Source organism: Vagococcus sp. WN89Y (assembly GCF_052220145.1).
Taxonomy (GTDB): Bacteria; Pseudomonadota; Gammaproteobacteria; order Enterobacterales; family Enterobacteriaceae; genus Kosakonia.
Genome location: NZ_JBQPOM010000028.1, coordinates 102,872 through 126,314, shown reverse-complemented (window position 1 = coordinate 126,314; position 23,443 = coordinate 102,872). Strand labels below are relative to the sequence as shown.

Sequence of the window (23,443 nt, the reverse complement as noted above, 5' to 3'; positions counted from 1 at the left end):
TGATTTAGGACAATCAGAACGTAGACGCTGTTTCGCTGCGGCGCTAGCATTAAGCTTAATAATTCAAACGCCTCTCAAGGATTTGTCATCATTATGACTCTGTCGAATCATCGTCTCATCCGTCTGTTGCCGCTGGCAAGCCTCGTGCTTACCGCCTGTACGCTTAACGCGCCGAAAGGCCCGGGCAAAAGCCCCGACTCGCCGCAGTGGCGCCAGCATCAGCAAGAGGTGCGTAATCTCAGCCAGTACCAGACGCGCGGCGCGTTTGCGTATATCTCTGATGAGCAAAAAGTGTATGCGCGTTTTTTCTGGCAGCAAACCGGCCAGGATAAATATCGCCTGTTGCTGACCAATCCGCTTGGCAGCACCGAGCTTGAACTGAATGCGCAACCAGGCGCGGTGCAACTGGTGGACAATAAAGGCCAGCGCTACACGGATGATGACGCAGAAGAGATGATCGGTAAACTCACCGGTATGCCTATTCCGCTAAACAGCCTGCGCCAGTGGATCCTTGGCCTGCCGGGGGACGCGACGGATTATAAACTGGATAATCAGTATCGCCTGAGCGAACTAAACTACAGTCAGGGAGGCAAGAACTGGAAGGTCGTCTACGGCGGATATGACAGCAAAACCCAGCCAGCTTTGCCTGCGAATATGGAACTGAACGACGGCAGCCAGCGTATTAAGCTCAAAATGGATAACTGGATTGTCAAATGATGACGTGGCCCGCTCCGGCGAAACTTAACCTTTTTTTGTATATCACCGGACGGCGTGCTGACGGTTATCATACGTTACAAACGCTGTTTCAGTTTCTCGACTATGGCGACACGCTGCGCATTGAACCACGCAGCGACGGTAAAATCCGCCTGCTGACGCCGGTCCCGGGCGTCCCCGATGAGGAAAACCTGATCGTGCGCGCGGCGCATTTATTGATGCAGCGCGCGGGCGCGACCGGCTGTTTGCCCGCTGGCAGCGGTGCGGATATTGCCGTCGATAAACGCCTGCCGATGGGCGGCGGGCTGGGCGGCGGTTCGTCTGACGCCGCCACGGTGTTGGTTGCACTCAACCATCTCTGGCGCTGTGGTTTAAGCGTGGACGAGCTGGCAGCGCTGGGCCTGACGCTGGGTGCTGATGTGCCTGTATTTGTGCGCGGCCATGCGGCGTTCGCAGAAGGGGTTGGCGAGGTATTAACCCCCGTCGATCCGCCTGAGAAGTGGTATCTGGTGGCGCATCCTGGAGTGAGTATTCCCACGCCGGTCATTTTTAACGATCCGGACCTGCCGAGAAATACTCCTTCCCGGTCAATCAATACGTTATTAAAATGTGAATTCGCCAACGATTGCGAGGTTATCGCAAGAAAACGTTTTCGCGAGGTTGATGCCGCGCTTTCCTGGCTGTTAGAATACGCGCCGTCGCGCCTGACTGGCACAGGAGCCTGTGTCTTTGCCGAATTTGATACCGAATCCGCCGCTCGTCAGGTGCTTGAGCAAGCCCCGGAATGGCTGCATGGTTTTGTCGCGCGAGGCGTTAACCTCTCGCCGCTTGCGCAAGCCATCGCCGGGCAAGCTGAGCTACGGTGACAACGTCACTTCTGTTCCAGACGTTGCATCGCGCTCTTTAATACACCGCATGGATAGTTTTACGCCCTGACCGCACATTCTGGCGTATGCTATCCACCACTGGACGCATGCCTGAGGTTCTTCTCGTGCCTGATATGAAGCTTTTTGCTGGTAACGCTACCCCGGAACTAGCACAACGTATTGCCAACCGCCTGTACACTTCTCTCGGCGACGCCGCTGTAGGTCGCTTTAGCGACGGCGAAGTCAGCGTACAAATTAACGAAAATGTACGCGGTGGTGATATTTTCATCATCCAGTCCACTTGTGCCCCTACTAACGACAACCTGATGGAACTGGTTGTGATGGTTGATGCCCTGCGCCGTGCTTCCGCAGGCCGTATCACCGCGGTCATTCCCTACTTTGGCTATGCCCGTCAGGACCGTCGCGTGCGTTCTGCACGTGTACCGATTACCGCAAAAGTGGTTGCCGATTTCCTCTCAAGCGTTGGCGTTGACCGTGTTCTGACGGTTGACCTGCATGCTGAACAGATTCAGGGCTTTTTTGATGTACCGGTAGATAACGTGTTTGGCAGCCCGATCCTGCTGGAGGATATGCTGCAACTGAATCTGGATAACCCGATTGTGGTCTCTCCGGATATCGGTGGCGTGGTGCGCGCGCGCGCGATTGCGAAATTGCTTAACGATACCGATATGGCAATCATTGATAAGCGCCGTCCGCGCGCTAACGTTTCTCAGGTGATGCATATTATTGGTGATGTGGCGAACCGCGACTGCGTGCTGGTTGACGATATGATAGACACCGGCGGCACCCTGTGCAAAGCCGCAGAAGCGCTGAAAGAGCGCGGCGCGAAACGCGTCTTTGCTTACGCGACTCACCCGATTTTCTCCGGTAATGCGGTGAACAACCTGCGCAATTCCGTCATTGATGAAGTCGTGGTTTGCGACACGATCCCGTTAAGTGATGAGATCAAAGCGCTGCCAAACGTACGTACACTGACGCTGTCAGGCATGCTGGCCGAAGCCATTCGTCGTATCAGTAACGAAGAATCGATCTCTGCCATGTTTGAACATTGATCGACGATAAAGTTATCCAGCATCTTTTGGTGCTAAAATAAAAGACCCGCTACGGCGGGTTTTTTTGTAGTCTGGTGCTATTTGTATGATTTATCAATAACGTCTGCCGTACTCACGGATGATTAACCATTGTGAATAAATTTTTCTCACCCCATGTCATGCCTTTTCAGGCGCTGATTGATGCGTGCTGGAAAGAAAAATACACCGCGGCCCGATTTACCCGCGATCTGATTGCCGGGATAACCGTCGGGATTATTGCTATTCCGCTGGCGATGGCGCTGGCCATTGGTAGTGGCGTTGCGCCGCAGTATGGCCTCTATACGGCAGCGGTGGCGGGTATCGTTATCGCGCTGAGCGGCGGTTCCCGCTACAGTGTTTCCGGCCCGACCGCCGCCTTTGTCGTCATTCTTTACCCGGTTTCCCAGCAATTTGGCCTGGCGGGTCTGCTGGTGGCGACCCTGATGTCCGGCGTATTTCTTGTTCTTTTTGGCCTGGCGCGGTTTGGTCGTTTGATTGAGTATATTCCGCTGTCGGTCACGCTCGGCTTTACCTCCGGCATTGGTATCACCATCGCTACCATGCAAATTAAGGATTTCCTGGGTTTGCAGATGACCCACGTACCGGAGCATTATCTGCCAAAAGTCGGGGCGCTGGTGATGGCGCTACCCACCATCAATATCGGTGATGCCGCTATTGGCGTGGTCACGCTGGCAACGCTGATTTTCTGGCCACGACTGGGCTTACGCTTGCCTGGCCACCTGCCTGCACTGCTGGCGGGTTGCGCCGTAATGCTGGTGGTCAATTTGCTCGGTGGTCATGTAGCCACTATCGGCTCACAGTTTCATTATGTGCTGGCTGACGGTTCGCAGGGTAATGGTATTCCTCAACTTCTGCCGCAGCTGGTGCTGCCCTGGGATATGCCGGGTTCCACTTTTACCCTGAGCTGGGACGCGTTGCGCGCGCTGGTACCGGCGGCGTTTTCAATGGCGATGCTGGGCGCTATCGAGTCGTTGCTGTGCGCCGTGGTGCTGGATGGGATGACCGGAACCAAGCACAAAGCCAGTAGCGAACTGGTAGGTCAGGGGCTGGGCAACATGATTGCGCCGTTCTTCGGCGGGATAACCGCCACCGCCGCCATCGCCCGCTCCGCTGCGAACGTTCGCGCTGGCGCAACCTCGCCGGTCTCTGCGGTGATCCACTCCTTACTGGTTATCATGGCGCTGCTGGTGCTGGCTCCCCTGCTCTCCTGGCTGCCTTTGTCGGCGATGGCCGCACTGCTGTTGATGGTGGCATGGAATATGAGCGAGGCGCATAAAGTCATTGATCTGCTGCGCCGCGCGCCAGCCGATGACATCGTGGTGATGCTGCTGTGTCTGTCACTGACGGTGCTGTTTGATATGGTGATCGCCATCAGCGTCGGCATCGTGCTGGCGTCGCTGCTGTTTATGCGCCGTATCGCGCGGATGACGCACCTGGCGGCGGTCAATGTGAACGTGCCGGAAGACGTGCTGGTGCTGCGCGTGATTGGCCCGCTGTTTTTCGCTGCCGCAGAGGGTGTTTTTGCCGATCTGGAGACGCGTCTTGCAGGCAAACGCATTGTGCTGCTGAAGTGTGACGCAGTGCCGGTGCTCGACGCCGGTGGGCTTGATGCTTTTCAGCGTTTCGTGAAACGTCTGCCGCAAGGCGTTGAGTTGCGTGTCAGTAACCTGGAGTTCCAGCCATTACGCACGCTGGCACGCGCAGGTGTGCAGCCGATCCCCGGGAAACTGGCGTTTTTCCCTAATCGTGAAGCGGCGCTGGCTGACTTATAAACGCTCCGTCACTTTTTGCCCGGTGAGTTTCACCGGGCGGGAAACTCCGTCATAAAAACAAAAAACGGTTCCCGCAGGAACCGTTTCTGAAATCATAAGCAGATGTTATAAGCCAGGTTTGCGCGGATCGCGGCGGCAGCGTCTGTCGTAGTGGCGCACCCACCAGTATTTATCGCAAACCTGCTCATGCCCGCCTACGCGCGCACCTGCAAGCCAGAGAATGGCACCCAGGAAAATGCTGAATACGGCACCGTGCGCGAAAAATTGTGGCAGGTTAAGCTGCGGCAGCTGGTTTAAAATAGAATAGCCAACGCCGACAACCATCACCACTAACCCCAACCCCATGAGCGCATTACCGAGTAACGAAGCGTTTTTGCGTTTCATTTGTCACCTCCGGAACGATGGGTTGACGGGGAAAAACCCCAATCCATGTAAAAAAAGTATAGTCAGCGCATCTGTTAGCCGTTGCGTGTGCGATCACAATTACACACCTTAGACAAACATAAATTTACAAATAAGCCCCTGAGCTAATTGAAATTCTAATTATTAAGATAAGTTATTATTAGCACATCGCGTTTCGCTGTGAGAATTTTGTCATCGCGCGCTGCACAACGTAAACTACGCGCCGGACATTATCCTGGTCAGGAAGAAAAAGTGACGATTAAACTGATTGTCGGGCTGGCGAACCCTGGCGCTGAATACGCCGCGACACGCCATAATGCAGGTGCCTGGTATGTTGATTTACTGGCGCAAAGATGCCGCTCTCCCCTGCGGGAAGAGGCGAAGTTCTTTGGGTTTACCGCGCGCATCAATCTGGCAGGCGAAGACGTTCGCTTGCTGGTGCCTACCACCTTTATGAATCTGAGCGGTAAAGCTGTGGCGGCTATGGCGACCTTTTATCGCATCAACCCGGACGAAATCCTGGTGGCGCATGACGAGCTTGACCTTCCGCCTGGCGTGGCGAAGTTTAAACTTGGCGGTGGTCATGGCGGGCATAACGGCCTGAAAGATATCATCAGTAAGCTCGGTAATAACCCTAACTTTCACCGCTTGCGTGTCGGAATTGGTCATCCGGGCGATAAAAATAAAGTTGTCGGGTTTGTGCTGGGCAAACCGCCGCTGTCAGAGCAGAAGCTTATCGACGAAGCCGTAGACGAAGCGGCGCGTTGCACAGAAATCTGGCTGAAAGAAGGCCTGACGAAAGCCACGAACCGTCTGCATGCCTTTAAGGCGCAATAAGCGGCTGCGGCGGCTTTTTTACCGCGCGTAACGACGGTTACGTGTATAATAGGCAAAGTTATTCACTTTTCTGCAATCCGTTTTCGCTAACGGGTTGATTATCAAGTTATTAAGGTAATTACATCATGGGATTCAAATGCGGTATCGTTGGTCTGCCCAACGTAGGTAAATCCACCCTGTTCAACGCGCTCACCAAAGCAGGTATTGAAGCGGCTAACTTCCCGTTTTGTACTATTGAGCCGAACACCGGGGTCGTACCGATGCCCGATCCGCGTCTGGATAAGCTCGCAGAAATTGTTAAACCACAGCGCGTTCTGCCGACCACGATGGAGTTTGTTGATATCGCCGGTCTGGTAAAAGGCGCATCCAAAGGTGAAGGCCTGGGTAACCAGTTCCTGATGAATATTCGTGAAACCGAAGCCATTGGTCATGTGGTGCGTTGCTTTGAAAACGACAATATCATTCACGTTTCCGGCAAAGTCGATCCGGCGGAAGATATTGACGTTATCAATACCGAGCTGGCACTGGCGGACCTGGATACCTGCGAGCGTGCCATTCATCGCGTGTCTAAAAAAGCCAAAGGCGGCGATAAAGACGCAAAAGCTGAGCTGGCGGTGCTGGAAAAATGCCTGCCGCAGCTGGAAAATGCCGGTATGCTGCGCGCGCTGGATTTGAGCAAAGAAGAAAAAGAGCTGGTTCGTTATCTGAGCTTCCTGACGCTCAAGCCGACGATGTATATTGCCAACGTGAACGAAGACGGTTTTGAAAACAATCCGTATCTTGATAAGGTTCGCGAAATCGCCGCCAATGAAGGCTCTGTCGTGGTGCCGGTCTGTGCCGCTGTAGAAGCTGACATCGCCGAGCTGGATGATGAAGAGCGCGATGAGTTTATGCAGGAGCTGGGCCTTGAAGAGCCGGGCCTGAACCGCGTGATCCGCGCAGGCTATTCTCTGCTCAATCTGCAAACGTACTTCACAGCCGGTGTGAAAGAAGTCCGCGCCTGGACCATCCCTGTCGGTGCCACAGCGCCGCAGGCGGCAGGTAAAATCCATACCGATTTTGAAAAAGGCTTTATTCGCGCCCAGACGATTGGCTATGACGATTTTATTACCTATAAAGGCGAGCAAGGCGCGAAAGAAGCCGGCAAAATGCGCGCAGAAGGTAAAGATTACATCGTTAAAGATGGCGACGTAATGAACTTCCTGTTTAACGTCTAAATAAAATTTGTTGCCTCATGAGGTTTTGCTGAATCTCACAAGAGTCGTAAAAAATATAAAATCCACGCAATTGCGTGGATTTTTGTTTTCATAAAATCTCAACTCATCTCGTAACAACGCAGTCAAAAATGAGTACATTGATGAGTACAATATAATTGCGTGGGTTTTCTCGCTACAGGCAAACGGCTAAATATCGTCAGTCGTATGGTGGACGACAATTTCCAGCGTATGGCGAATAATATCGCTTTTCACCACATCATTGGTGGTTTCAATCATTTTTATCAGCTCAAGAATCAGCGCCTTGTGAGTAACAGGACAACCCTGAGCATGTACGCGACGAATAACGGCACCCAGAGTAGCCGACTCTTCTGCCAGCGTTTGTCCGCCGCTGCGAAAATAGTCAGCAAGCGTAATATCCGGCAGATTTTCATATTCGGCTGTTGGTTCGAGCATTGCCTGGCTCATCATTTACCCCGTTTTCAATTTATAATTACTGTGTATCAGTGTTTTTTGGTACTTTCTGGCTGTTTTTTGCCAAATAACTGATAGACGTTATCCCCGCCCTCTTCATTCCATTCATTGCGTTTGCTTCCTGCATCGCGCCGCAGAGAGGAGAGATTATCGTTGCTGATTTCAGCAATAACCTGCCCCAGCAACTTACGCCGCTGACTGTCTGGCTCATTTGCCTCCATCGACCGAAGCCGCGTAATAAGCGCCCGGGTGCTGATGGGGGAGTTATCTCTCAGGAGCGACAACACTGCCACTCCGATAAGTTCGTCTGTCAGTTGCTCAATGTCACTACTATTCATAACTACATCTCGGGTTGCCGCTACTTGCCGAACTGCAATTGCGGCATGAAGCCAGTTCTCCTTTACGGACGATTAACTCAACACGCGGTATAACCACATCATCCTGCGAGAATTGGCTCAAAAGCCAAATGTTTTGCTGGTCTGCGAAAATTAACGATCGAACAACAGACCAATCAACGCATGATAGTGGCTCTCCTCTTCCGGGCTGGAAGCCTGCTCAAGACGGCGCAGCAGTTTAGTACAGATTGCCTTACGACTAAGGTTGCGCCCTTCGCTCAGAACTTCTACTGCAATTTGCCCCAGTGTTTGCTGCTGAGTCGGGAGACTTGCCTTATTAAAATAGCGGGTAATGGCATTAGCTGTGCTCGGAAAATAACCGTTTTGCTGCATATGTCACTCCTCCAGAATTTTTAGAAACAGTTAAATTACTGTTAAAGTTATACAAAAAATTCTTATATGTACATAAAATTTGTACAAGATTGTTTGCATCTTCCAGAATGCGTAATAATTTTCTTATATATCAATTGATTATAGAAGTGTAAATTTCAGCCAGCGCGATGAATGTTGTACAAGAAAAATCTTAAACCTGTTCACCCCCTCTCTTGCGACTCATCAAAGAATAGGTAATGTAATCAAGCAAGACGTCCTTGCCCGTATCTGCTACTGTGAGGACTCATTCACCCCCAGTTGGAACCTCTATGCTCACCACCATTATTTACCGTAGCCATCTGTGCGACGAGGTATCGTACGCGATGCTTGAAGAGATGGTCGCCGCAGCAACCCTTAAAAATGGCAAGGCAAATGTCACCGGGATCCTGCTTTTCAACGGTACGCATTTCTTCCAGCTACTGGAGGGCCCCGAAGAGTCTGTGGTGCCTATTTATGACGCTATCTGCGCCGATCCTCGCCACTATAATGTGGTGGAATTGCTGCGCGATTACGGCCCTTCACGGCGATTTGGCAAAGTCGGCATGGAACTGTTTGATTTGCGCGATCAACATCGCGATGAGGTCTTACAAACCGTGCTGGATAAAGGCACATCGAAGTACCAGCTGGCGTATGAAGATCGCGCGCTGCAGTTTTTTCAGACCTTCGTTGAAGAAGGGGAAAAAGAGAACTACTTCGAAATCCCCACGGGTGACGCGTGGGAATTTATTTCTGATGGCAATGCCGTCGCCCTGCCGATAACGGCAAGCGCCAGCGACGCCGATTGCCGGTTTGCGTTTCAACCGCTTATCGACCCGTTTGCCCGTAAAGTTGTCGCTATCGAAGCGCTGCTGCGCACGCCCTCAGGCGACTCGCCGCAGGCCTGGTTCGAGGGTCTTTCTGGCGATGCGCTCTATGCCGCAGATTTGCAGAGCAAAAAAGTGGCGTTTGCCCAGGCGGGCGCGTTAAACCTCGGTGCCCTGACGCTTTCAGTCAACTTGTTACCGATGACGCTGGTCGAAATTCCGGACGCGGTTGATTTTATTTTGCAGGAAATCGCGGCAAACGGACTGGTGCCGGAGCAGGTCATCGTCGAATTTACTGAACGCGAAGTGATTTCACGGCTGGATGAATTTACCCGCGCCGTGAAAATGTTAAAAGGCGCCGGGATCCGCGTGGCGATTGATCATTTTGGCGCAGGCTTTGCGGGATTATTGCTGCTGGCGCAGTTCCAGCCAGACCGCATCAAAATTAACCGCGATATGATCAAAGATGTGCATAAGAGCGGTTCACGCCAGGCAATTATCCACGCCATTATCAAATGTTGTACATCTCTTGAAATCCAGATCGCTGCGGTGGGTGTCGAGAAGGCGCAAGAGTGGATGTGGCTTGAGTCTGCGGGGATCTCGCAATTCCAGGGCTATCTCTTTGCTCGCCCCAGTCTTACGGGTATTCCGGCAGTGTCCTGGCCCGAAATGCGCGATAACGCATAATAAAAAGATAAGTAAAACTGTACAAAATACTTGTACACCCTGTCAGGGTTGATTAGTCTTTTCACGAACATATCGGCGTTACGAGTATGAGGGAGTCATGGCTTTTTATAGCATCGGCGAGGTTGCTGAACGGTGCGGAATAAACCCGGTTACGCTACGCGCATGGCAACGTCGTTACGGATTGCTTAAACCTCAGCGTAGCGAAGGCGGGCACCGTCAATTTGATGAGTCTGATATTGAGCGTATTGAGGCGATAAAACTCTGGATAGAGAGCGGCGTGTCGGTGAGCAAGGTAAAAGCCTTACTTGATGCGACGCTGGTTACAGAGGAAGCTGGCTGGGCAACTGTTCAGGAAGAGATGATGTCGCTGCTGCGCCAGGCAAGCCCTGCCCGGCTGCGGGAAACCATTACGGTTCTGGGCCGCAAGCATACGGCAGATCAATTAATAGACGAGGTGCTCACCCCCGTGCGCCAGCGACTCGGGCGCGATCTTAAGACCGGGCGGGCAATTCTGAGTCTGCTCGACGGTGTACTGATTGACTATGCCGTGTCGCGTATCACCGCCGCACGCAGGGATGCACGAAAAAACGCGCTGCTGGCCTCCTGGGGAAATGACGATCGCACCCATTTATGGCTGGAAGGCTGGCGTCTTTCTCAACAGGGGTGGCGCGTTGACGTATTTGCCGAACCGCTCGACTCCCCGCATCCTGAATTTTTTCCCGGCCAACAGTTTTTTGTCTGGACAGGCAAACCGCTGACGCAGCGCCAGGCGCAACTGTTAGCACAATGGCAGGAGCAAGGTTTCGCCATCACCTTTCACGGCGAAGCCTGATAGTTTGCCGTTCGTTTTATATCAATCGAACAAGCCTGACTAAATAAAGTCTAACCGACGCGATAATATGACCGCGCCATGTCTCCTTCGTTAAAAGTCAGGCGAACCATGGACTCTATTTCGCCTGACAAACACTCATAACACTCTGCCCGCCAGCGCTATTTTTTTACGTACAGATTATGCTCAGCTTTGTATTCGCTACCGTATCCTTCATCGCGCCATATTTTAATGGCGAGCTCGCTCCAGTCTTTAGAAACTTTATCTAATTCGTTAGCGTATTTAAAGTAACTGTCCGAACCATCATGCTGTGGCTGCGCATGACAGGAATTAATATGGTCGCGAAACTTTTCCGGATTATCAATAATCGGACATGGCTGCATCAAATTATCATTGAATAGGATCTGTTGTTTATAACCTTCAAAGAAGGGGCTTTTGAGTATATCGACAATTTTCTTCTCCCGGACATTATCTGTCGCATAGGGCTGAAAGACGCACGGTTCTACCCCACCCTTCGCATTGACGTGCAAATAATTCGCACCGCCGGACATGCATCCATTGACTAAAAATCCATGGTTCCAGAAATCGGCTAAAAAAGCGAGACGACCTGATTTGCGTAATGCCTCAAGATAATGAAAACGCTGATAGCGTTGTTCTGCGCCTGGCACCAGTTCCATGGTTGCGTCTCTGCCCATTGGCATATACTGAAAAACCCACGAATATTTAACGCCGAGCGTTTCTATCAGAAAGTCCCAAAACTCATCACCGCAGATCTGATCATGGTTTTTCGACGTTGCCATAATCGACGCGCCACACAGCACGCCATATTTATTTAAACGTTCATACGCCGCCACTATTTTTTTATAAACACCTTCTCCGCGACGCCAGTCAGTCATCTCTTCGAAACCTTCAATAGAAATGGTGATACTGACATTCCCGAGCTGGGCAAGTTTTTTGACACGGCTTTCCGTTAACATAGTGCCATTGGTGAAAACCATAAAATAGCAATCATTGAAGTGTTCAAAGATCTTCATCATCGGTTTATACACAAACGGTTCACCGCCAGTAAAAGTAAAAAAGCGCAGCCCTAAATCGTAAAACTGCTGTATAACATCGAAAATTTCCTCTTCCGTATAGTGATATCTGTTGCCATAGAGCGCAGAGTAGCACCCTTTACACTCCAGATTGCACTCATAGGTTGGTGATATCAAAACCAGAAAGGGAATGTGCGTATCATTTGCCTCACCTGCCGCGTCGCGTAATTTTGCGCCATCGACAACATGGTTAAAAATAAGGTTTGAAATAAGTTTCTTACGCGCTACCGGGTTGAGTGCTTTAATGGTGCGGATCCAACCGTCCACCATCGGGTCATCATTTCTGCACAACTCCGCAAGCTTTAATAAATCCTCTTTGCTGGCACCTGACATTTTAGAGCCCAGCATAAAAATTTTCTCCAGGCCTTTTCTGTTCACATTTTTCAGGATAGATGATAACGCAACAGACAGCACGTTGTTACCGACATTTTTCATTTTCATAAGACTATTCCTTTACACCCTTCTTGCCTGAAAATCATTTCAGTGGATTTATTTTTAACGACTAATTAAATATACCGATAACTTTTCCATGTCATACCAATACATTTATTTTCAGGCGGGAACCAATGAATTATTTCGATAAATTCAATTCCGACAAAGAATAATTGACAAAAACGTATTTCAGGATAGTTAAGCAAAACGAAAAACACTGATAAATTACGGCTTATCAATCAGACTTGCCTCACGGGGTGAGGCAAGAAGCGCTAAGTGTGTTTATTTTATCTGACCATGATTTAATGCAGTTAATGGTTCATTAACATCAAAAAGTTTGAAATGAATATCTTCAATGCCCATTTGCTTCAGGCGCTCAGAATGTTTTTTAAGGTAAGCCAGCGCGGTCTCTTCGTTATGAAACAGATAAATCCCTCCCGCCTCATGCGTTTTTGCATTTTCAGTCCATATTTTCCAGATAAATCCCGGCTCCTGGTTAATACTCTTAGCCAGTTCAACAAGCTGCTCAGACATTTCGTCGCCGAATGGGCCGTTAAACGCAAAGTGAAGTTGCAATAGTTTATTCGACATATATCCTCCGTGATCACATGATCATAAGCGTAATAACATTATTTCCGCTGAAGTTAAACCGATACCTATTTTAAAAAATTGTACAAATATAATCACATCACGAAAAAAACGGATTTGTACGCCCCCTTTGCAGAGGGCGACGTGCGCCTGCCGGTATAACGTATTAGCGCTGTATCAAGGCGAGCGGGAAAAAGGAGTGATAAGCAAGCAGCGCGACGGCTACAAGGCTTAGAACGAGAAGCGGTGTGCAAATTAAGCGCCAGTTACGCAGGCTGCGCGCCTGTCCGCGCTGCGTAGCCTCAAATTCAGCCCTGAGTTTCTCCAGCGACGCCTGCCAGCGTTCATCCTGTGAGGTCAATGCGTGCTGCGTCTTCGCCTCTGCGGCCTCCAGCCACCGGTGCACTTCCTGCGCATGCTCCTTTGCACGAGCATCGGACTGCGCAAATTGTTGCTCTGCTGACGCTAACCGCGCCTCTGTTTCCTGTTTCAGCGACGCGTAGCGCTGTTCTGTCTCGCGTTGAAAGTTTGCCTGCAACCGAGCCTGCTCTTTTTTTAACCGCTCCATCGCCGCATCAACTAATTTGCAGGTCTCATTCATCAAGGCCATGCGCTTATCAAACTGATCGAGCAAATCGTCACGCGTTTGCTGAACCGCCTGGGCTATCTCGATAAGCTTTTTCGCCCCCTTGTCCGTTAAGCCTTTCAGGGCAAAGTACTCGCGTACCAGTTTCTCAAGTTCCTGATTCTGTTCTTCAAGCCGCTGGTGCTGGCCCTCCAGCTTTTTATCATTACGTGCAAGCTGTGCGGTTTGTGATTTTATGGTCTGCTGCTGTTCAGCAAGCTCCGCCTGTTGTTGATTCAACTGCTGCGACTGAGCAATACTGATAACCATCAGTTGCCCTAATTTTTTGGAAAAACTCGCCTGAAGCTCGGCAGCATTAAGCTGGGCGCTCTCAAGTTCATCGTTATTCCACCAGCGGCTGAACGCATTTCTGTCCTCGTGACGCTGACGAAATTTTTTTAAATCATCGAGTTTTTCATAATCCTGCGTGAACGCATTGAGCAGATTATGAATATCCACCTGTTCCAGCATTTCTTTGGATACGGTCATGGTCGCCATCGATTCGATGAGCTGGGTACCTGTACTCATTGCAACGTCCATCCCTTGTTATCTACGTCATTCAGAAACGCCTCAATTGCCGCCATATCGCTTTTGGCCGCCTCTATGCTTGCCTGCATATCGGTTAATACGCTTTCGCGCTGCGCGATTATTCGCTGCATATGGTTCACCGACGCGGTAGATGCCTGCTCAGAAAGCGCGAGATCAATTTCAATATCCACATACCCGGCAGAAATAGCCCGGTATTGTTGCGAGCTGGTATATTGCAGCGAAAGCCATTGCGCCATCTGTGTGATATTTTCGTGCAGTTGGCTGTTGTTGACTTCCTGTGCCTGTAATTTTTCTGTACCGCTCGAAGAGAGCCAGTCAAAAAAGCGGTCAATACCGTAAACCACCAGCGCCGTTGTCACGCCGGTTAATATCCCGCTGATTGCCGGCGCCAGAATGTCGGCAACGGGCGCTAATACTACAACGGATGAAATAAAGGCTTTCACCGACTCTTCAAAAACCATTCCTAACCCCAGCGTGACCACCGACGAAATAATTTTTGCAACCTGGCGACAAACTTCAATAAAAGGCATATCTTTGGGCGGATTAAGCAGCATTTTCCCGGCATCCCACAGCCCTTTCATACCCTCACGAATAATCGTTACCACTTTCGCAGAAGTAGTAATGACGGTATTGATAATAAAGGTGAGAAAATTACTGATAAATCCCTGCACGCCGCCGGTAATTAATGCTTCAAGCGCACTGCGTAATTTTGCAACTACCCGTTCGGCGACGCGTTTAAACGCGCTTATAATACGCTCCAGTAACGGCTCGTCGCTGGCGGTGGTCAGTGCTTTAAGCTCCACAAACGCGCCATTAACAAACTCATACAGTAATAGCCCCAGCGCCTGGCGTAATGCATTTTTCCCCGCCTCTTTTACGCCGGTTATCGCCAGCTCTTTTCCATGATATTTTACGCGGTCCATACTGGAGGGCATATGTGCATCAATGGCAGCCTGCGCTTTATCAATAATGGGTTGCGTAACACGGGTATCATAACCATTGGCTGCGGATAACGCGCTGTCAGCAGACTCATCACTCTTTTTCAGGTTATTATCTTTGGTCGTGTAATGCAGGTTTTCCGTTTCCGACGCTACCGCTTTACGCTGCTCTTTTGAGAGCATCCAGCCGCCATCTTTATGTATTTCGTTCAGCGGAATAGTATGGTCGAGATGGGCATTCATTCTCTGTTTGCCTTTCGACGTAGTGTACTGCGTCGATTCCGTTTTACCGGTATATTCATCGGTAAAGGTCTGGCTATTCATCGTGCCTTTTTTTACGGCGTCGGCCATTTTTTGCTTTTTGCCCGCCGTGTAGTCGTAATCATCTTTCCGGTTATACTCCTGCGATTCTTTAGCATATATTCCCTGGCTGGCGTTATGCTGGGTCGTGACATTCCCGCCCTGCTTATCGTCAAACATGGCAGGTGTTAAACCGAAGGGTCCGATGATTTGTTGTAATACCTGCTGCTGACAACTGGACAAAAGTTCTTCGAGCCGACGCTCGCGCAGTTCATTTTTCGTTAATATTTGCTGTGTGTGACTATTCATTATTTTGCCGTTCCGTCCATTCCTGACATGACATTTACGCATGCTGATGACACCGTGTATCGGTCATTATCGGCACTTATCCGCAATTCTTGATGAGTATTAATAACGAATATCCTGGCGATGACAGAAAATAACAGCATTGCTAAATAGCAGTATGGTTTCCAGAGCAGAAGATTAATTTTGCGGCACCAGACAGCGCCGCATTTTAATAAATAACAGGATCAAAATTCTATATTCGCCGACAGGCCGCCAACAAACGCATCATCGACTTTGCTTACCGCCCCTGGCGCGCTGATATATTGCAGATTTGGCCGCAATTGAAGCCATTTTGTTGTCTGAATATTGTAATAAACTTCGTAGTTATACTCAGAACCGCTCTGCACAGGCAAATACGTCGGGCTGTTGTAATCGCTCTCGCCGTTAAACCTATTTTGTTCACGCAGCGCCTGCGTATAAGCTGAGTTGACGTGAATGCGCGCGGCCCCCATCCCTATCTCATCGTCAGGACGCGCGTCGAAAGGCCCCTTCCACGTCAAAGCAATAGACTGGTAATTGTCGGTTTTCGAGGTTTTGTGATCGTTCATAACAGCCTGTACCGTCAGCGTTAACCCGCGAGCGTTACTGCCGCCCTGTGCCGTCAGCTGTTGCTGGGCAAGAATATAACCACCGTAAGAGTGCGCTTTATCCTCGTACCCACCGTTGCGCCACGAACCATAAACGTCACCGTTTACGGAGGAGTAGTAATAACCAATACGGTAATTACCCGACAGCTTATCAGCGCCAAACTGCGGCTTCCAGCCCAGCTCTACCGGCACAAGATTGCCTTCGGTTGGGCTGAACTCCAGACGGAAGCCATCGCCGCGCGCGTAGTTATACGGCGTCTGGTTATAGAAACCAACCTGCATAAAAACGTCCGGTGTTACGTTAACGCGCACACGCCCGCCCCACTGGGATACCGGCCAGTTATACCAGCGATCGCCGCGCCAGTTACCGGCCTGCCCGCTCCCAAAGGCCAGGTTCTGAAACTTGCTGTCGAAATTGTCAAAATCCTCGCCGACGGTCACACGCCCGGCTTTCACATCAAGGACATCATCAAAAAAACCTTTCCGCAGCCAGAACTGTGTCAGCCGCCAGGTTTGACCGCGCCCGTACACTTCCTGCGTGGATGAGAGCATCCCGGTGCGCGGGTCTGCCAACTGGTCAGAAACGTTCTGCCCGTCGCGGTTGGTAATGGTCATCTGGAATTCGGCATCCTGCCAGTGAAGTAACTTTTCCAGATCCAGGTTCACGCCAAACGCCCACTGATCGCTGTAACGCGCGGTGGTCGAGGTGTTATAGCCGCCGGCAAGATTGGAGGCAGTTTCCATGGTGTAGCCCAGCTGGAAATCCACGCCGTCCTGCTGCCAGGCGCTGCGATTTCCGCCCCAGTCGCCAAACAGCCACGGAGAATCCACGCTAAACGCGTCTGCTGCATATGCAAGCCCTGGCAGAGCTAACATAAATAAAACACCAGAAATCACTGGTAAAGTAGTTTGTTTTTCTACTGATTTAACTCTTTTCATTTCACTTATCCGTCTTCATTTACCACTTGCGGTATTTCAAGTGTGAAAGAGTTGGCTGGTCTGTTTTTATAGTTTTGTGCGTGTAAAAATTTATTGGCGGAAAAATATGATCCAGTGCACAAATTTATGCTGACCCATTTCCCTTTTAGAAAAAACCCAGGTCGCTATATATTTTCACAAATTAGCGGGAGGTCACCGCCAGAATGAACAGGCGGTGACAATGAAATTACTGCACCAGATTGTGCCGGAGGGAATATTTGACGATATGCGCGTTATTGGTGAATTTCATGCGCTTCATCATGCGGGATTTATAGGTGCTGACGGTCTTATTACTAATCGAGAGCGCATCCGCTATCGCATTAATGGATTCACCGTGGGCCAGCATGATCATTATCTGCCGTTCACGCATGGTCAGGCTTTCATGCGGTGCGCGATTATTACTCTGGTAGTCGGAAAATATAATTTCCTGCGCCAGATCGTGGTCAATATAACGTGAGCCTTGCGCCACAGTGCGAATCGCTTTCAGTAATATGTCGGGGGACTTGTCTTTTGTGATATAGCCAAGCGCGCCGTTATTTAACACCCGCCGGGCGATTTGCGGCTCGTTATACATACTCAAGACTAAAATTCGCAGCTGAGGATAGAGCGGCGTCAGGCGGGTTATCAAATCTTCACCGCTCAGACCCGGCATCGAAATATCCAGCAGCAGGAGATCGACCTCGTGCTGGCGCAGGCGCTCCAGTACCTGGCCGCTATCCGGCGCTTCACACACCACTTCAATGGTGTCATCGAGTGCAAAAATTTGCTTCAGGCCCTCGCGCATAATGGCATGATCGTCGGCAATCATCAGACGTATGCTTGGGTTCATCGGGTGATCCTCCTGGTTTTCGAACAGGATGGTGCTGATTTAACGCTGACAGAGAGCGGGAACTTCAGTTTGACCCGCGTCCCTTTCCCTGGCGTGCTGCTGATGGTGGCTTCGCCGTTGAGCATGCGCCCGCGCTCCGCAATCCCATGCAAACCACAGGTATCCTTCTTCACGCGATGCAGCGCAAACCCTTTGCCGTTATCCACCACTTCAATCAGCAGCGCATCGGGTTGAAGTTTGACAAAAATATAGACATTGCTGGCGCTGGCGTGCCGGGCAACGTTGGTCAACGACTCCTGCACCACACGAAACGCCGCCGTCAGCGTTGCGTCATCCAGCACCACGGAATGCTCTTCAGGAGCCAGTAAAATGCAGCGAACTCCGCTGTTTTTTATAAACTGGTCGCGCAGCCATTCCAGCGCCGGGATCAGGCCGAGGTTGAGGACGTTCGGGCGCAGGCGGGTCGAAACATCCCGCACCACCTGAATGGTGCTGTCCAGACGCGCCATCAGCTGCTGGATTTCCGCCTGCTGCTCCTCAACAGTGGGGTTTTTACGCATCGCCAGTAGCGACAGCCCGGTGCGTAAGGCGGTCAAATGCTGGCCCAGCTCGTCATGGATATCCCGCGCCAGCTGCTTTTTCTCCGCCTCCCGCGCGCGCTCCAGGTTATGGGTCAGCTGGCGCAGCTCCGCCTCGGTCTGGCGGATGGCGGAAATATCGCGCCCGACGGCCAGCACACTCATCAGCTCGCCGCGCAAGTCATATTCCGGCACGCAGCGCACATGCAGCGTGCGTTTTTCGCCGTTATGCTTAACCACCAGCTCATCTTCCGCGACCTTTTCATCCACCATCGTGCGGGAGACTAATTTAAACAGGCTTAGCCCGATGCCGCCGCGTGGCACGCTCTCGGTTAAAGGCACCCGGCTGATATCCTGCTCGCTGAGATTGAACCAGTTGCGCACCGCCAGGTTGGCGTACAGGCAGCGGGTCTGCAAATCAAAGCGCAAAATCAGATCCGGCGAATTCTCCACCACGCGGTGCATCTGTTTTTCCCGCAACAGCTGCTGCTCTTTTTGCCGACGCATTTCGCGCACATCGCGCACAATGCACAGAATATGTAATTCACCGTCCTGGTTGTATCCGCTGGAACTCACCTCCACCGGGAACACATTACGGCGCCCGGTATGCTGCGAGGTAAAATGGATACCTTCAGGGCGAGTACTCAGTTTCCACCACAAGGCAAAGACATCGCTGTCGCGCAATTCTTTATCAATAATATCAAAGCTGAGATGCGAAAATGCCTCGCGCGAATAACCCGTCAGCTGGCAGGCTTTTTCGTTGACATATTTGATACGCAGCTGGTCGTCTATCAAATATATCGCGTCATGGATTTTATTTAAGGCAATATTTGATAAGCCAGTGAAGGTGATATCGTGATGATCAGCCTGGCCAGATATACCCTGTAAAAGCATTACTCCCTCCAGGGATTTATCACACCGCAGGGAATAGTTTCCCGGCGGCATGATTGTCATAACCCGCTATAAATTAATGAGCTAATAAGCTTAGCAGCTAATTCTCTGCTGTTATCTGCCAGCGCCGGTTTCAGGCATATATTCTCCCTTTTAGCGTTTCCCGCGCGCGGGATAGTCGTGAGCGAACGGTGCCTACCGGGATATTTAACTGCTGAGCAATGTCCTGGTAACTGCCTTCATCCTCCACGAGGATCGATAACATAACCCGGGTGTCTTGCGATAATATTTCAATAGAAGCCAGCGTCTGACTCAGTAATTGCCTGTTTTCCGTCAGATCGCTGGGGTCATTTTCCAGCAGCAGATCGGCGGTAATATCATCATCAAGGCTGGCAAACAGATAATGGCTTTGCTTCGATTTATAGTAGTTGCGAATCAAATTCACCGCGATACCAAAAACCCAGGTTTCCGGACGGGACGCCCCGCGAAATTTATGGCGATTACACAACACTTCCAGACAGGTCATTTGCAAGATGTCATCGGCATCTTCATAGCTCGCGATACGTTTACGAATAAAGTTTAACAGCTTCTTATTATGCGTAATGAAGATCTCATCCCAATTTACGTTAATCGCGAAAGGTGACTCTACAGCAGCGGACACGAGCGTTGAATTTATCATTTCTTGTCTCTCTGATAGGTAGCAAATGATTGCGCTGCTACTTAGCAAGAGATATGCCACCCGCCAGACCAAACCCATCCTGTTGTTTAGTAGACACTTTCAAGTCTGATACGGAATTTTCCGAGCCAGTTTTTACCAGGATATTCATCACCGTTATGCAAAAAGTTGCATTGATACCAAAGCGAAATTATTCATCTTTTTTTTGCGCCTTTTGAGGGAACCGCCCGCCATCCTTTGACACAGAAAGAGGGTAATAACCACAGAGGATGGCTGGCGATGCTCAAGATACAACATGCGATACCGGCGCTGGCGCACTCGCTAAAAGCACTGCACAAAAACACGCAACAGGCCGCGGGTAAAAACAACGCGCCAGACAACGTTCGCGTGCGCGCAGAGTCGCTGAATGACGCGATGGAAGAGATAGGCACCATGTTCAGTGAAAAAATGGAGCGCAAACAGAAGGCGCAACAGCGGCGCAACGCGTTACGTAACCAGCTTCGCGGCAAGCACGCCATCAGCAAAGTCGGTGAACTCAACCAGCTTTTTGAACTGCTGGATGGCGGCGACGAGCAGCAAGCGCTTGAGCAGATGGAGTGGTTGCGTAACGCGTTGCGCCAGACACCGCCACCGGACAGCGACACCCTGCTCGACCACACCGGCGGCGACCCGGCACGCACGGCGCTATTGCTGCGTATGCTCGGCCAGCAGGCCGAAGAAACCGGCGACGGAGAACTGGCTGCGCTGGCCGGTGCGCAGCTCGATAAGTTGCAGCAAAGCCACGGACACACCATTCGCGCCGGGAATAACACGGCGGCGGCTATCGCCGGGTACACCAGCGATCCGCAGCGTAAACAGTCTCTGCGCAACCTTTACTACGACAGCATCGTGCACCAGCAATCCGCCATGATGATGCTGGATATGCTGCTGGAGCTGATTGATTCGCGCAATCTGTTGCCGACACTGCGCACGTTACAGCGCGCGCTGGCAGATGATATCGCCGCGTTAGCGCCCTCGATTAGCGTCAACACACTTGGGCGAATACATCGCGGGCTGCGCGATGCCGCCCGGATAAGCCAGACGCTGACCGAGAGCAGCCTCTTTTTACAGCGCATGCAAAGCAAACTGCCTGCTGTAGCCATGAACGCCCTGACGCTGGCGCGGCGGGTGTTGCACATCAGTCATAACGGCGCGTACCAGAGCGATTTCACCCAACTGTCGCAGGAAATTGTTGGCGAGCATAAACAGCATCTGCCGCTCTTTTTTAGCGCGCTGTTCCCGCTGGTTCACGGGCTGCCTGCCTCGCTGTGGCCGGAGCCGGACAACCGTATCAACGCGTTAAAACTGCTGCGCGGCATGATTTCAGACGTCGCCAAAACCGAGCAGCAACAGCAACGGCGCAGCCGGAACGCGGCGTCATGAGGTTATGTCGATGAATGTCCTGTTTCAGATCCTCAACCGTATCGCTATCAGCGCCATGCAGCGCTCCGAAGTCGTAGGCGCAGCCTTCGCCATGGCGCTGGTGTTCATGCTGATAATCCCGCTGCCGCTGCCGTTAATCGATGCGCTGATCGCCGTCAACATCTGCCTCTCATCGTTGCTGGTGGTACTGGCGATGTATCTGCCAAAACCGCTGGCGTTTTCGACCTTTCCGGCGGTGCTGCTGCTGACCACGATGTTTCGCCTGGCGCTGTCGATTTCCACCACCCGGCAGATCTTAATTCAGCAGGATGCGGGCCATGTGGTCGCCGCGTTCGGCAACTTTGTGGTGGGCGGTAATCTGGCGGTCGGGATGGTGATGTTCCTGATCCTGACCGTGGTGAATTTTCTCGTCATTACCAAAGGTTCCGAAAGGGTCGCCGAAGTGGCGGCACGTTTTACCCTCGACGCCATGCCCGGCAAACAGATGTCCATCGACAGCGATTTGCGCGCCGGGTTGATTGACGTGATGCAGGCCAAAAATCGCCGTAATGAGCTGGCAAAAGAGAGCCAGCTGTTCGGGGCGATGGACGGCGCGATGAAATTTGTTAAAGGTGACGCCATCGCAGGGCTGGTCATTGTGGTTATCAACCTGATTGGCGGCATCAGTATCGGCGTGCTGCAACTCGGTATGCCCGCTGGTGAAGCGATGCATATTTACTCGATTCTGACCATCGGCGATGGGCTTATCGCGCAGATCCCGGCGCTGCTTATCTCGCTCACCGCCGGGATGCTTATCACCCGCGTCTCCTCGGACAACGAACAAACGGTCGATAACAATATTGGCCGGGAGATAGCCGAACAGCTCACCAGCCAGCCGAAAGCATGGCTGCTCTCCTCGCTCGGGATGGTGGGTTTTGCGCTGTTGCCGGGTATGCCGACAACGATTTTTTTGCTACTGGCCTCGCTGACCATGATAAGCGGCGGTTTTCAAATCTGGCGCGTCAAAAAGAGCCTGCGCCTGGCGCAGCCGCAAATGGAAAACGAGGTCGTCCCGCCGGAGCTGAACGGTAAAGAGGATTTGCGCCAGTTCAATCCGACGCGCCCTTACCTTATCAATTTTCCCTCGTCGTGGCGCGGCCACCCGGAAATGCTGGAACTGGTGCAGGATATCCGCCGCCTGCGTAACCGCATCGTTTACCACTTTGGCTTTACCCTACCCGCGTTTGATATCGAGTTTCTCGATAACCAGCCGGAAGATGAATTTCGCTTTTCCGTTTATGAAATCCCCAAAGTCATTGGCACTTTCAATGTGACGCACCGGGCGGTGAAGCGCCGCTGGCAGGAGCAAATAGCGCCAGCCGATGCCCAAAATATCGTGCCTGGCGACGACCGACGCCGGGAAGGTGACCTTATCTGGCTGGCGACGGATCACCCGCTGCTGCAAAACGAGGAGGTCGAGCGCTGGACGGCGCGCGAGGTGCTGCTCAAACGTATGGAAAACGCTATCCACGCCAGCAGCCCGCACTTTATTGGCTTGCAGGAGACCCGCGCGCTGGTGAGCTGGCTGGAGGCGGAGCAGCCGGAGCTGTCGCAGGAGCTGCAGCGCGTGATGCCGGTGGCGCGCTTTTCCAGCGTATTACAAAAACTGGTTTCCGAACGCATCCCGCTGCGCTCGGTGCGCGCCATCGCCGAGGCGCTTATCGAGCACGGGCAGCACGAGCGCGACGTCTGGCTGCTCACCGACCAGGTGCGTATCTCGTTAAAAAATCATCTCTGTTACCAGTATGCCCGCCCGGATGGCCTGCATGTCTGGCTGCTGACGCCGGAGCTGGAAGAGCAGCTGCGCGATTCGCTGCGCCAGACGCAAAACGACCTGTTTTTTGCGCTTACCCATGAGCAGATAACCGCCGTGCTTGCTGAAATCACCGCCGCCTTCCCGGCAGACAGCGATGCCAGCGCCGTGCTGCTGGTCGCTCAGGATTTGCGCAGCCCCTTGCGCGGGCTTATCCAGGAAGAGTTTCACTATGTGCCGGTGCTCTCGTTTGCAGAGCTACAACCTAATCTCGCAGTAAATGTGCTGGGACGCATCGCGCTTGATCCGGCCGCTTACTCGCTTACCACGTGGGAGAGTTGA

The 23,443-nt window shown here is 51.7% G+C and carries 22 protein-coding genes; 10 read left to right on the top strand and 12 right to left on the bottom strand.

All coding sequences use genetic code 11. From position 1 onward, the window contains the following. Positions 1-93: 93 nt before the first annotated feature. The 4 genes from lolB to dauA all read left to right on the top strand — a co-directional run bounded on the left by lolB (position 94) and on the right by dauA (position 4,464). Positions 94-717, top strand: coding sequence for a lipoprotein insertase outer membrane protein LolB (gene lolB, locus ACTU3N_RS09210; RefSeq protein ID WP_443085824.1), 624 nt, complete (start codon positions 94-96; stop codon positions 715-717). After that, the gene (ispE, locus tag ACTU3N_RS09205; RefSeq protein WP_443085823.1) at positions 714-1,580 is read left to right on the top strand and encodes a 4-(cytidine 5'-diphospho)-2-C-methyl-D-erythritol kinase; all 867 of its coding nucleotides are present in this window, start codon (positions 714-716) and stop codon (positions 1,578-1,580) included. The genes lolB and ispE overlap by 4 nt, the downstream gene beginning before the upstream one ends. 125 nt (positions 1,581-1,705) lie before the next feature. Beyond that, a complete protein-coding gene (gene prs / locus ACTU3N_RS09200) occupies positions 1,706-2,653 on the top strand; it encodes a ribose-phosphate diphosphokinase (RefSeq protein ID WP_017457137.1) in 948 nt (315 codons plus the stop codon). 131 nt (positions 2,654-2,784) lie between these two features. Further along, entirely contained in the window at positions 2,785-4,464 is a 1,680-nt protein-coding gene (gene dauA / locus ACTU3N_RS09195) for a C4-dicarboxylic acid transporter DauA (RefSeq protein ID WP_443085822.1), read from the top strand. Between the two features lie 105 nt (positions 4,465-4,569). On the opposite strand, the gene ychH is transcribed toward dauA, so the two are convergent. Then, positions 4,570-4,848: a stress-induced protein YchH gene (gene ychH / locus ACTU3N_RS09190; protein WP_443085821.1), complete on the bottom strand. Its 279-nt coding sequence runs from the start codon at positions 4,846-4,848 to the stop codon at positions 4,570-4,572. 270 nt (positions 4,849-5,118) lie between these two features. Between ychH and pth the strand changes: the two genes are divergently transcribed. Together pth and ychF are read left to right on the top strand one after the other, a co-directional pair. Further along, on the top strand, positions 5,119-5,703 hold the full coding sequence (gene pth, locus ACTU3N_RS09185; RefSeq protein WP_443085820.1) for an aminoacyl-tRNA hydrolase: 585 nt from the start codon (positions 5,119-5,121) through the stop codon (positions 5,701-5,703). A gap of 125 nt (positions 5,704-5,828) precedes the next feature. Beyond that, positions 5,829-6,920 carry a redox-regulated ATPase YchF gene (gene ychF / locus ACTU3N_RS09180; protein ID WP_443085819.1) on the top strand — a complete coding sequence of 364 codons (1,092 nt, stop codon included), beginning with the start codon at positions 5,829-5,831 and terminating at the stop codon, positions 6,918-6,920. 186 nt (positions 6,921-7,106) lie between these two features. Here the strand turns inward: ychF and ACTU3N_RS09175 are convergent, their stop codons facing one another. From ACTU3N_RS09175 to ycgZ, 3 genes are all read right to left on the bottom strand, one after another. Next, on the bottom strand, positions 7,107-7,373 hold the full coding sequence (locus ACTU3N_RS09175) for a biofilm development regulator YmgB/AriR family protein (protein WP_443085818.1): 267 nt from the start codon (positions 7,371-7,373) through the stop codon (positions 7,107-7,109). Between the two features lie 47 nt (positions 7,374-7,420). Further along, entirely contained in the window at positions 7,421-7,729 is a 309-nt protein-coding gene (locus ACTU3N_RS09170; protein WP_443085817.1) for a hypothetical protein, read from the bottom strand. Between the two features lie 150 nt (positions 7,730-7,879). Next, positions 7,880-8,119, bottom strand: a complete 240-nt coding sequence (ycgZ, locus tag ACTU3N_RS09165; protein ID WP_443085816.1) for a regulatory protein YcgZ — start codon at positions 8,117-8,119, stop codon at positions 7,880-7,882. A gap of 308 nt (positions 8,120-8,427) precedes the next feature. Between ycgZ and ACTU3N_RS09160 the strand changes: the two genes are divergently transcribed. Beyond that, on the top strand, positions 8,428-9,648 hold the full coding sequence (locus ACTU3N_RS09160; protein WP_443085815.1) for a diguanylate phosphodiesterase: 1,221 nt from the start codon (positions 8,428-8,430) through the stop codon (positions 9,646-9,648). Between the two features lie 97 nt (positions 9,649-9,745). Next, complete coding sequence (locus ACTU3N_RS09155; protein WP_443085814.1) at positions 9,746-10,480, top strand: MerR family transcriptional regulator; 735 nt, start codon at positions 9,746-9,748, stop codon at positions 10,478-10,480. A gap of 158 nt (positions 10,481-10,638) precedes the next feature. On the opposite strand, the gene ACTU3N_RS09150 is transcribed toward ACTU3N_RS09155, so the two are convergent. From ACTU3N_RS09150 to ACTU3N_RS09115, 8 genes are all read right to left on the bottom strand, one after another. Further along, on the bottom strand, positions 10,639-12,012 hold the full coding sequence (locus ACTU3N_RS09150; RefSeq protein WP_443085813.1) for a radical SAM protein: 1,374 nt from the start codon (positions 12,010-12,012) through the stop codon (positions 10,639-10,641). A 273-nt stretch (positions 12,013-12,285) separates the two neighbouring features. After that, the gene (locus tag ACTU3N_RS09145) at positions 12,286-12,594 is read right to left on the bottom strand and encodes a monooxygenase (protein WP_443085812.1); all 309 of its coding nucleotides are present in this window, start codon (positions 12,592-12,594) and stop codon (positions 12,286-12,288) included. Positions 12,595-12,757: 163 nt separating this feature from the next. Beyond that, positions 12,758-13,744, bottom strand: a complete 987-nt coding sequence (locus ACTU3N_RS09140; RefSeq protein ID WP_443085811.1) for a hypothetical protein — start codon at positions 13,742-13,744, stop codon at positions 12,758-12,760. Beyond that, positions 13,741-15,312 (bottom strand): hypothetical protein, encoded by a 1,572-nt coding sequence (locus ACTU3N_RS09135; protein ID WP_443085810.1) that lies wholly within the window; start codon positions 15,310-15,312, stop codon positions 13,741-13,743. The genes ACTU3N_RS09140 and ACTU3N_RS09135 overlap by 4 nt, the downstream gene beginning before the upstream one ends. Before the next feature lie 221 nt (positions 15,313-15,533). Beyond that, entirely contained in the window at positions 15,534-16,811 is a 1,278-nt protein-coding gene (locus ACTU3N_RS09130; RefSeq protein WP_443085809.1) for a carbohydrate porin, read from the bottom strand. Positions 16,812-17,100: 289 nt separating this feature from the next. After that, positions 17,101-17,742 carry a response regulator gene (locus tag ACTU3N_RS09125; protein ID WP_443085808.1) on the bottom strand — a complete coding sequence of 214 codons (642 nt, stop codon included), beginning with the start codon at positions 17,740-17,742 and terminating at the stop codon, positions 17,101-17,103. After that, positions 17,739-19,214 (bottom strand): PAS domain-containing sensor histidine kinase, encoded by a 1,476-nt coding sequence (locus ACTU3N_RS09120; protein WP_443085807.1) that lies wholly within the window; start codon positions 19,212-19,214, stop codon positions 17,739-17,741. Before ACTU3N_RS09120 ends, ACTU3N_RS09125 begins: the two co-directional genes overlap by 4 nt. A 130-nt stretch (positions 19,215-19,344) precedes the next feature. Then, positions 19,345-19,890, bottom strand: a complete 546-nt coding sequence (locus tag ACTU3N_RS09115) for an RNA polymerase sigma factor (protein ID WP_443085806.1) — start codon at positions 19,888-19,890, stop codon at positions 19,345-19,347. Between the two features lie 276 nt (positions 19,891-20,166). On the opposite strand from ACTU3N_RS09115, the gene sctW reads away from it, so the two are divergent. Together sctW and sctV are read left to right on the top strand one after the other, a co-directional pair. Further along, complete coding sequence (gene sctW / locus ACTU3N_RS09110; RefSeq protein WP_443085805.1) at positions 20,167-21,309, top strand: type III secretion system gatekeeper subunit SctW; 1,143 nt, start codon at positions 20,167-20,169, stop codon at positions 21,307-21,309. A gap of 10 nt (positions 21,310-21,319) precedes the next feature. Next, the gene (gene sctV, locus ACTU3N_RS09105; protein ID WP_443085804.1) at positions 21,320-23,443 is read left to right on the top strand and encodes a type III secretion system export apparatus subunit SctV; all 2,124 of its coding nucleotides are present in this window, start codon (positions 21,320-21,322) and stop codon (positions 23,441-23,443) included.

Bases quoted from the DNA above. Each gene is read 5' to 3' on its own strand.
- ACTU3N_RS09135 (WP_443085810.1), bottom strand. From the start codon at position 15,312: ATGAATAGTCACACACAGCAAATATTAACGAAAAATGAACTGCGCGAG.
- ACTU3N_RS09160 (WP_443085815.1), top strand. From the start codon at position 8,428: ATGCTCACCACCATTATTTACCGTAGCCATCTGTGCGACGAGGTATCG.
- ACTU3N_RS09130 (WP_443085809.1), bottom strand. From the start codon at position 16,811: ATGTTAGCTCTGCCAGGGCTTGCATATGCAGCAGACGCGTTTAGCGTG.
- ychH (WP_443085821.1), bottom strand. From the start codon at position 4,848: ATGAAACGCAAAAACGCTTCGTTACTCGGTAATGCGCTCATGGGGTTG.
- ACTU3N_RS09125 (WP_443085808.1), bottom strand. From the start codon at position 17,742: ATGAACCCAAGCATACGTCTGATGATTGCCGACGATCATGCCATTATG.
- ACTU3N_RS09155 (WP_443085814.1), top strand. From the start codon at position 9,746: ATGGCTTTTTATAGCATCGGCGAGGTTGCTGAACGGTGCGGAATAAAC.
- ACTU3N_RS09145 (WP_443085812.1), bottom strand. From the start codon at position 12,594: ATGTCGAATAAACTATTGCAACTTCACTTTGCGTTTAACGGCCCATTC.
- ycgZ (WP_443085816.1), bottom strand. From the start codon at position 8,119: ATGCAGCAAAACGGTTATTTTCCGAGCACAGCTAATGCCATTACCCGC.
- ychF (WP_443085819.1), top strand. From the start codon at position 5,829: ATGGGATTCAAATGCGGTATCGTTGGTCTGCCCAACGTAGGTAAATCC.
- ACTU3N_RS09140 (WP_443085811.1), bottom strand. From the start codon at position 13,744: ATGAGTACAGGTACCCAGCTCATCGAATCGATGGCGACCATGACCGTA.
- ispE (WP_443085823.1), top strand. From the start codon at position 714: ATGATGACGTGGCCCGCTCCGGCGAAACTTAACCTTTTTTTGTATATC.
- ACTU3N_RS09170 (WP_443085817.1), bottom strand. From the start codon at position 7,729: ATGAATAGTAGTGACATTGAGCAACTGACAGACGAACTTATCGGAGTG.
- ACTU3N_RS09120 (WP_443085807.1), bottom strand. From the start codon at position 19,214: ATGCTTTTACAGGGTATATCTGGCCAGGCTGATCATCACGATATCACC.
- ACTU3N_RS09115 (WP_443085806.1), bottom strand. From the start codon at position 19,890: ATGATAAATTCAACGCTCGTGTCCGCTGCTGTAGAGTCACCTTTCGCG.
- ACTU3N_RS09150 (WP_443085813.1), bottom strand. From the start codon at position 12,012: ATGAAAATGAAAAATGTCGGTAACAACGTGCTGTCTGTTGCGTTATCA.
- sctW (WP_443085805.1), top strand. From the start codon at position 20,167: ATGCTCAAGATACAACATGCGATACCGGCGCTGGCGCACTCGCTAAAA.
- ACTU3N_RS09175 (WP_443085818.1), bottom strand. From the start codon at position 7,373: ATGCTCGAACCAACAGCCGAATATGAAAATCTGCCGGATATTACGCTT.
- lolB (WP_443085824.1), top strand. From the start codon at position 94: ATGACTCTGTCGAATCATCGTCTCATCCGTCTGTTGCCGCTGGCAAGC.
- sctV (WP_443085804.1), top strand. From the start codon at position 21,320: ATGAATGTCCTGTTTCAGATCCTCAACCGTATCGCTATCAGCGCCATG.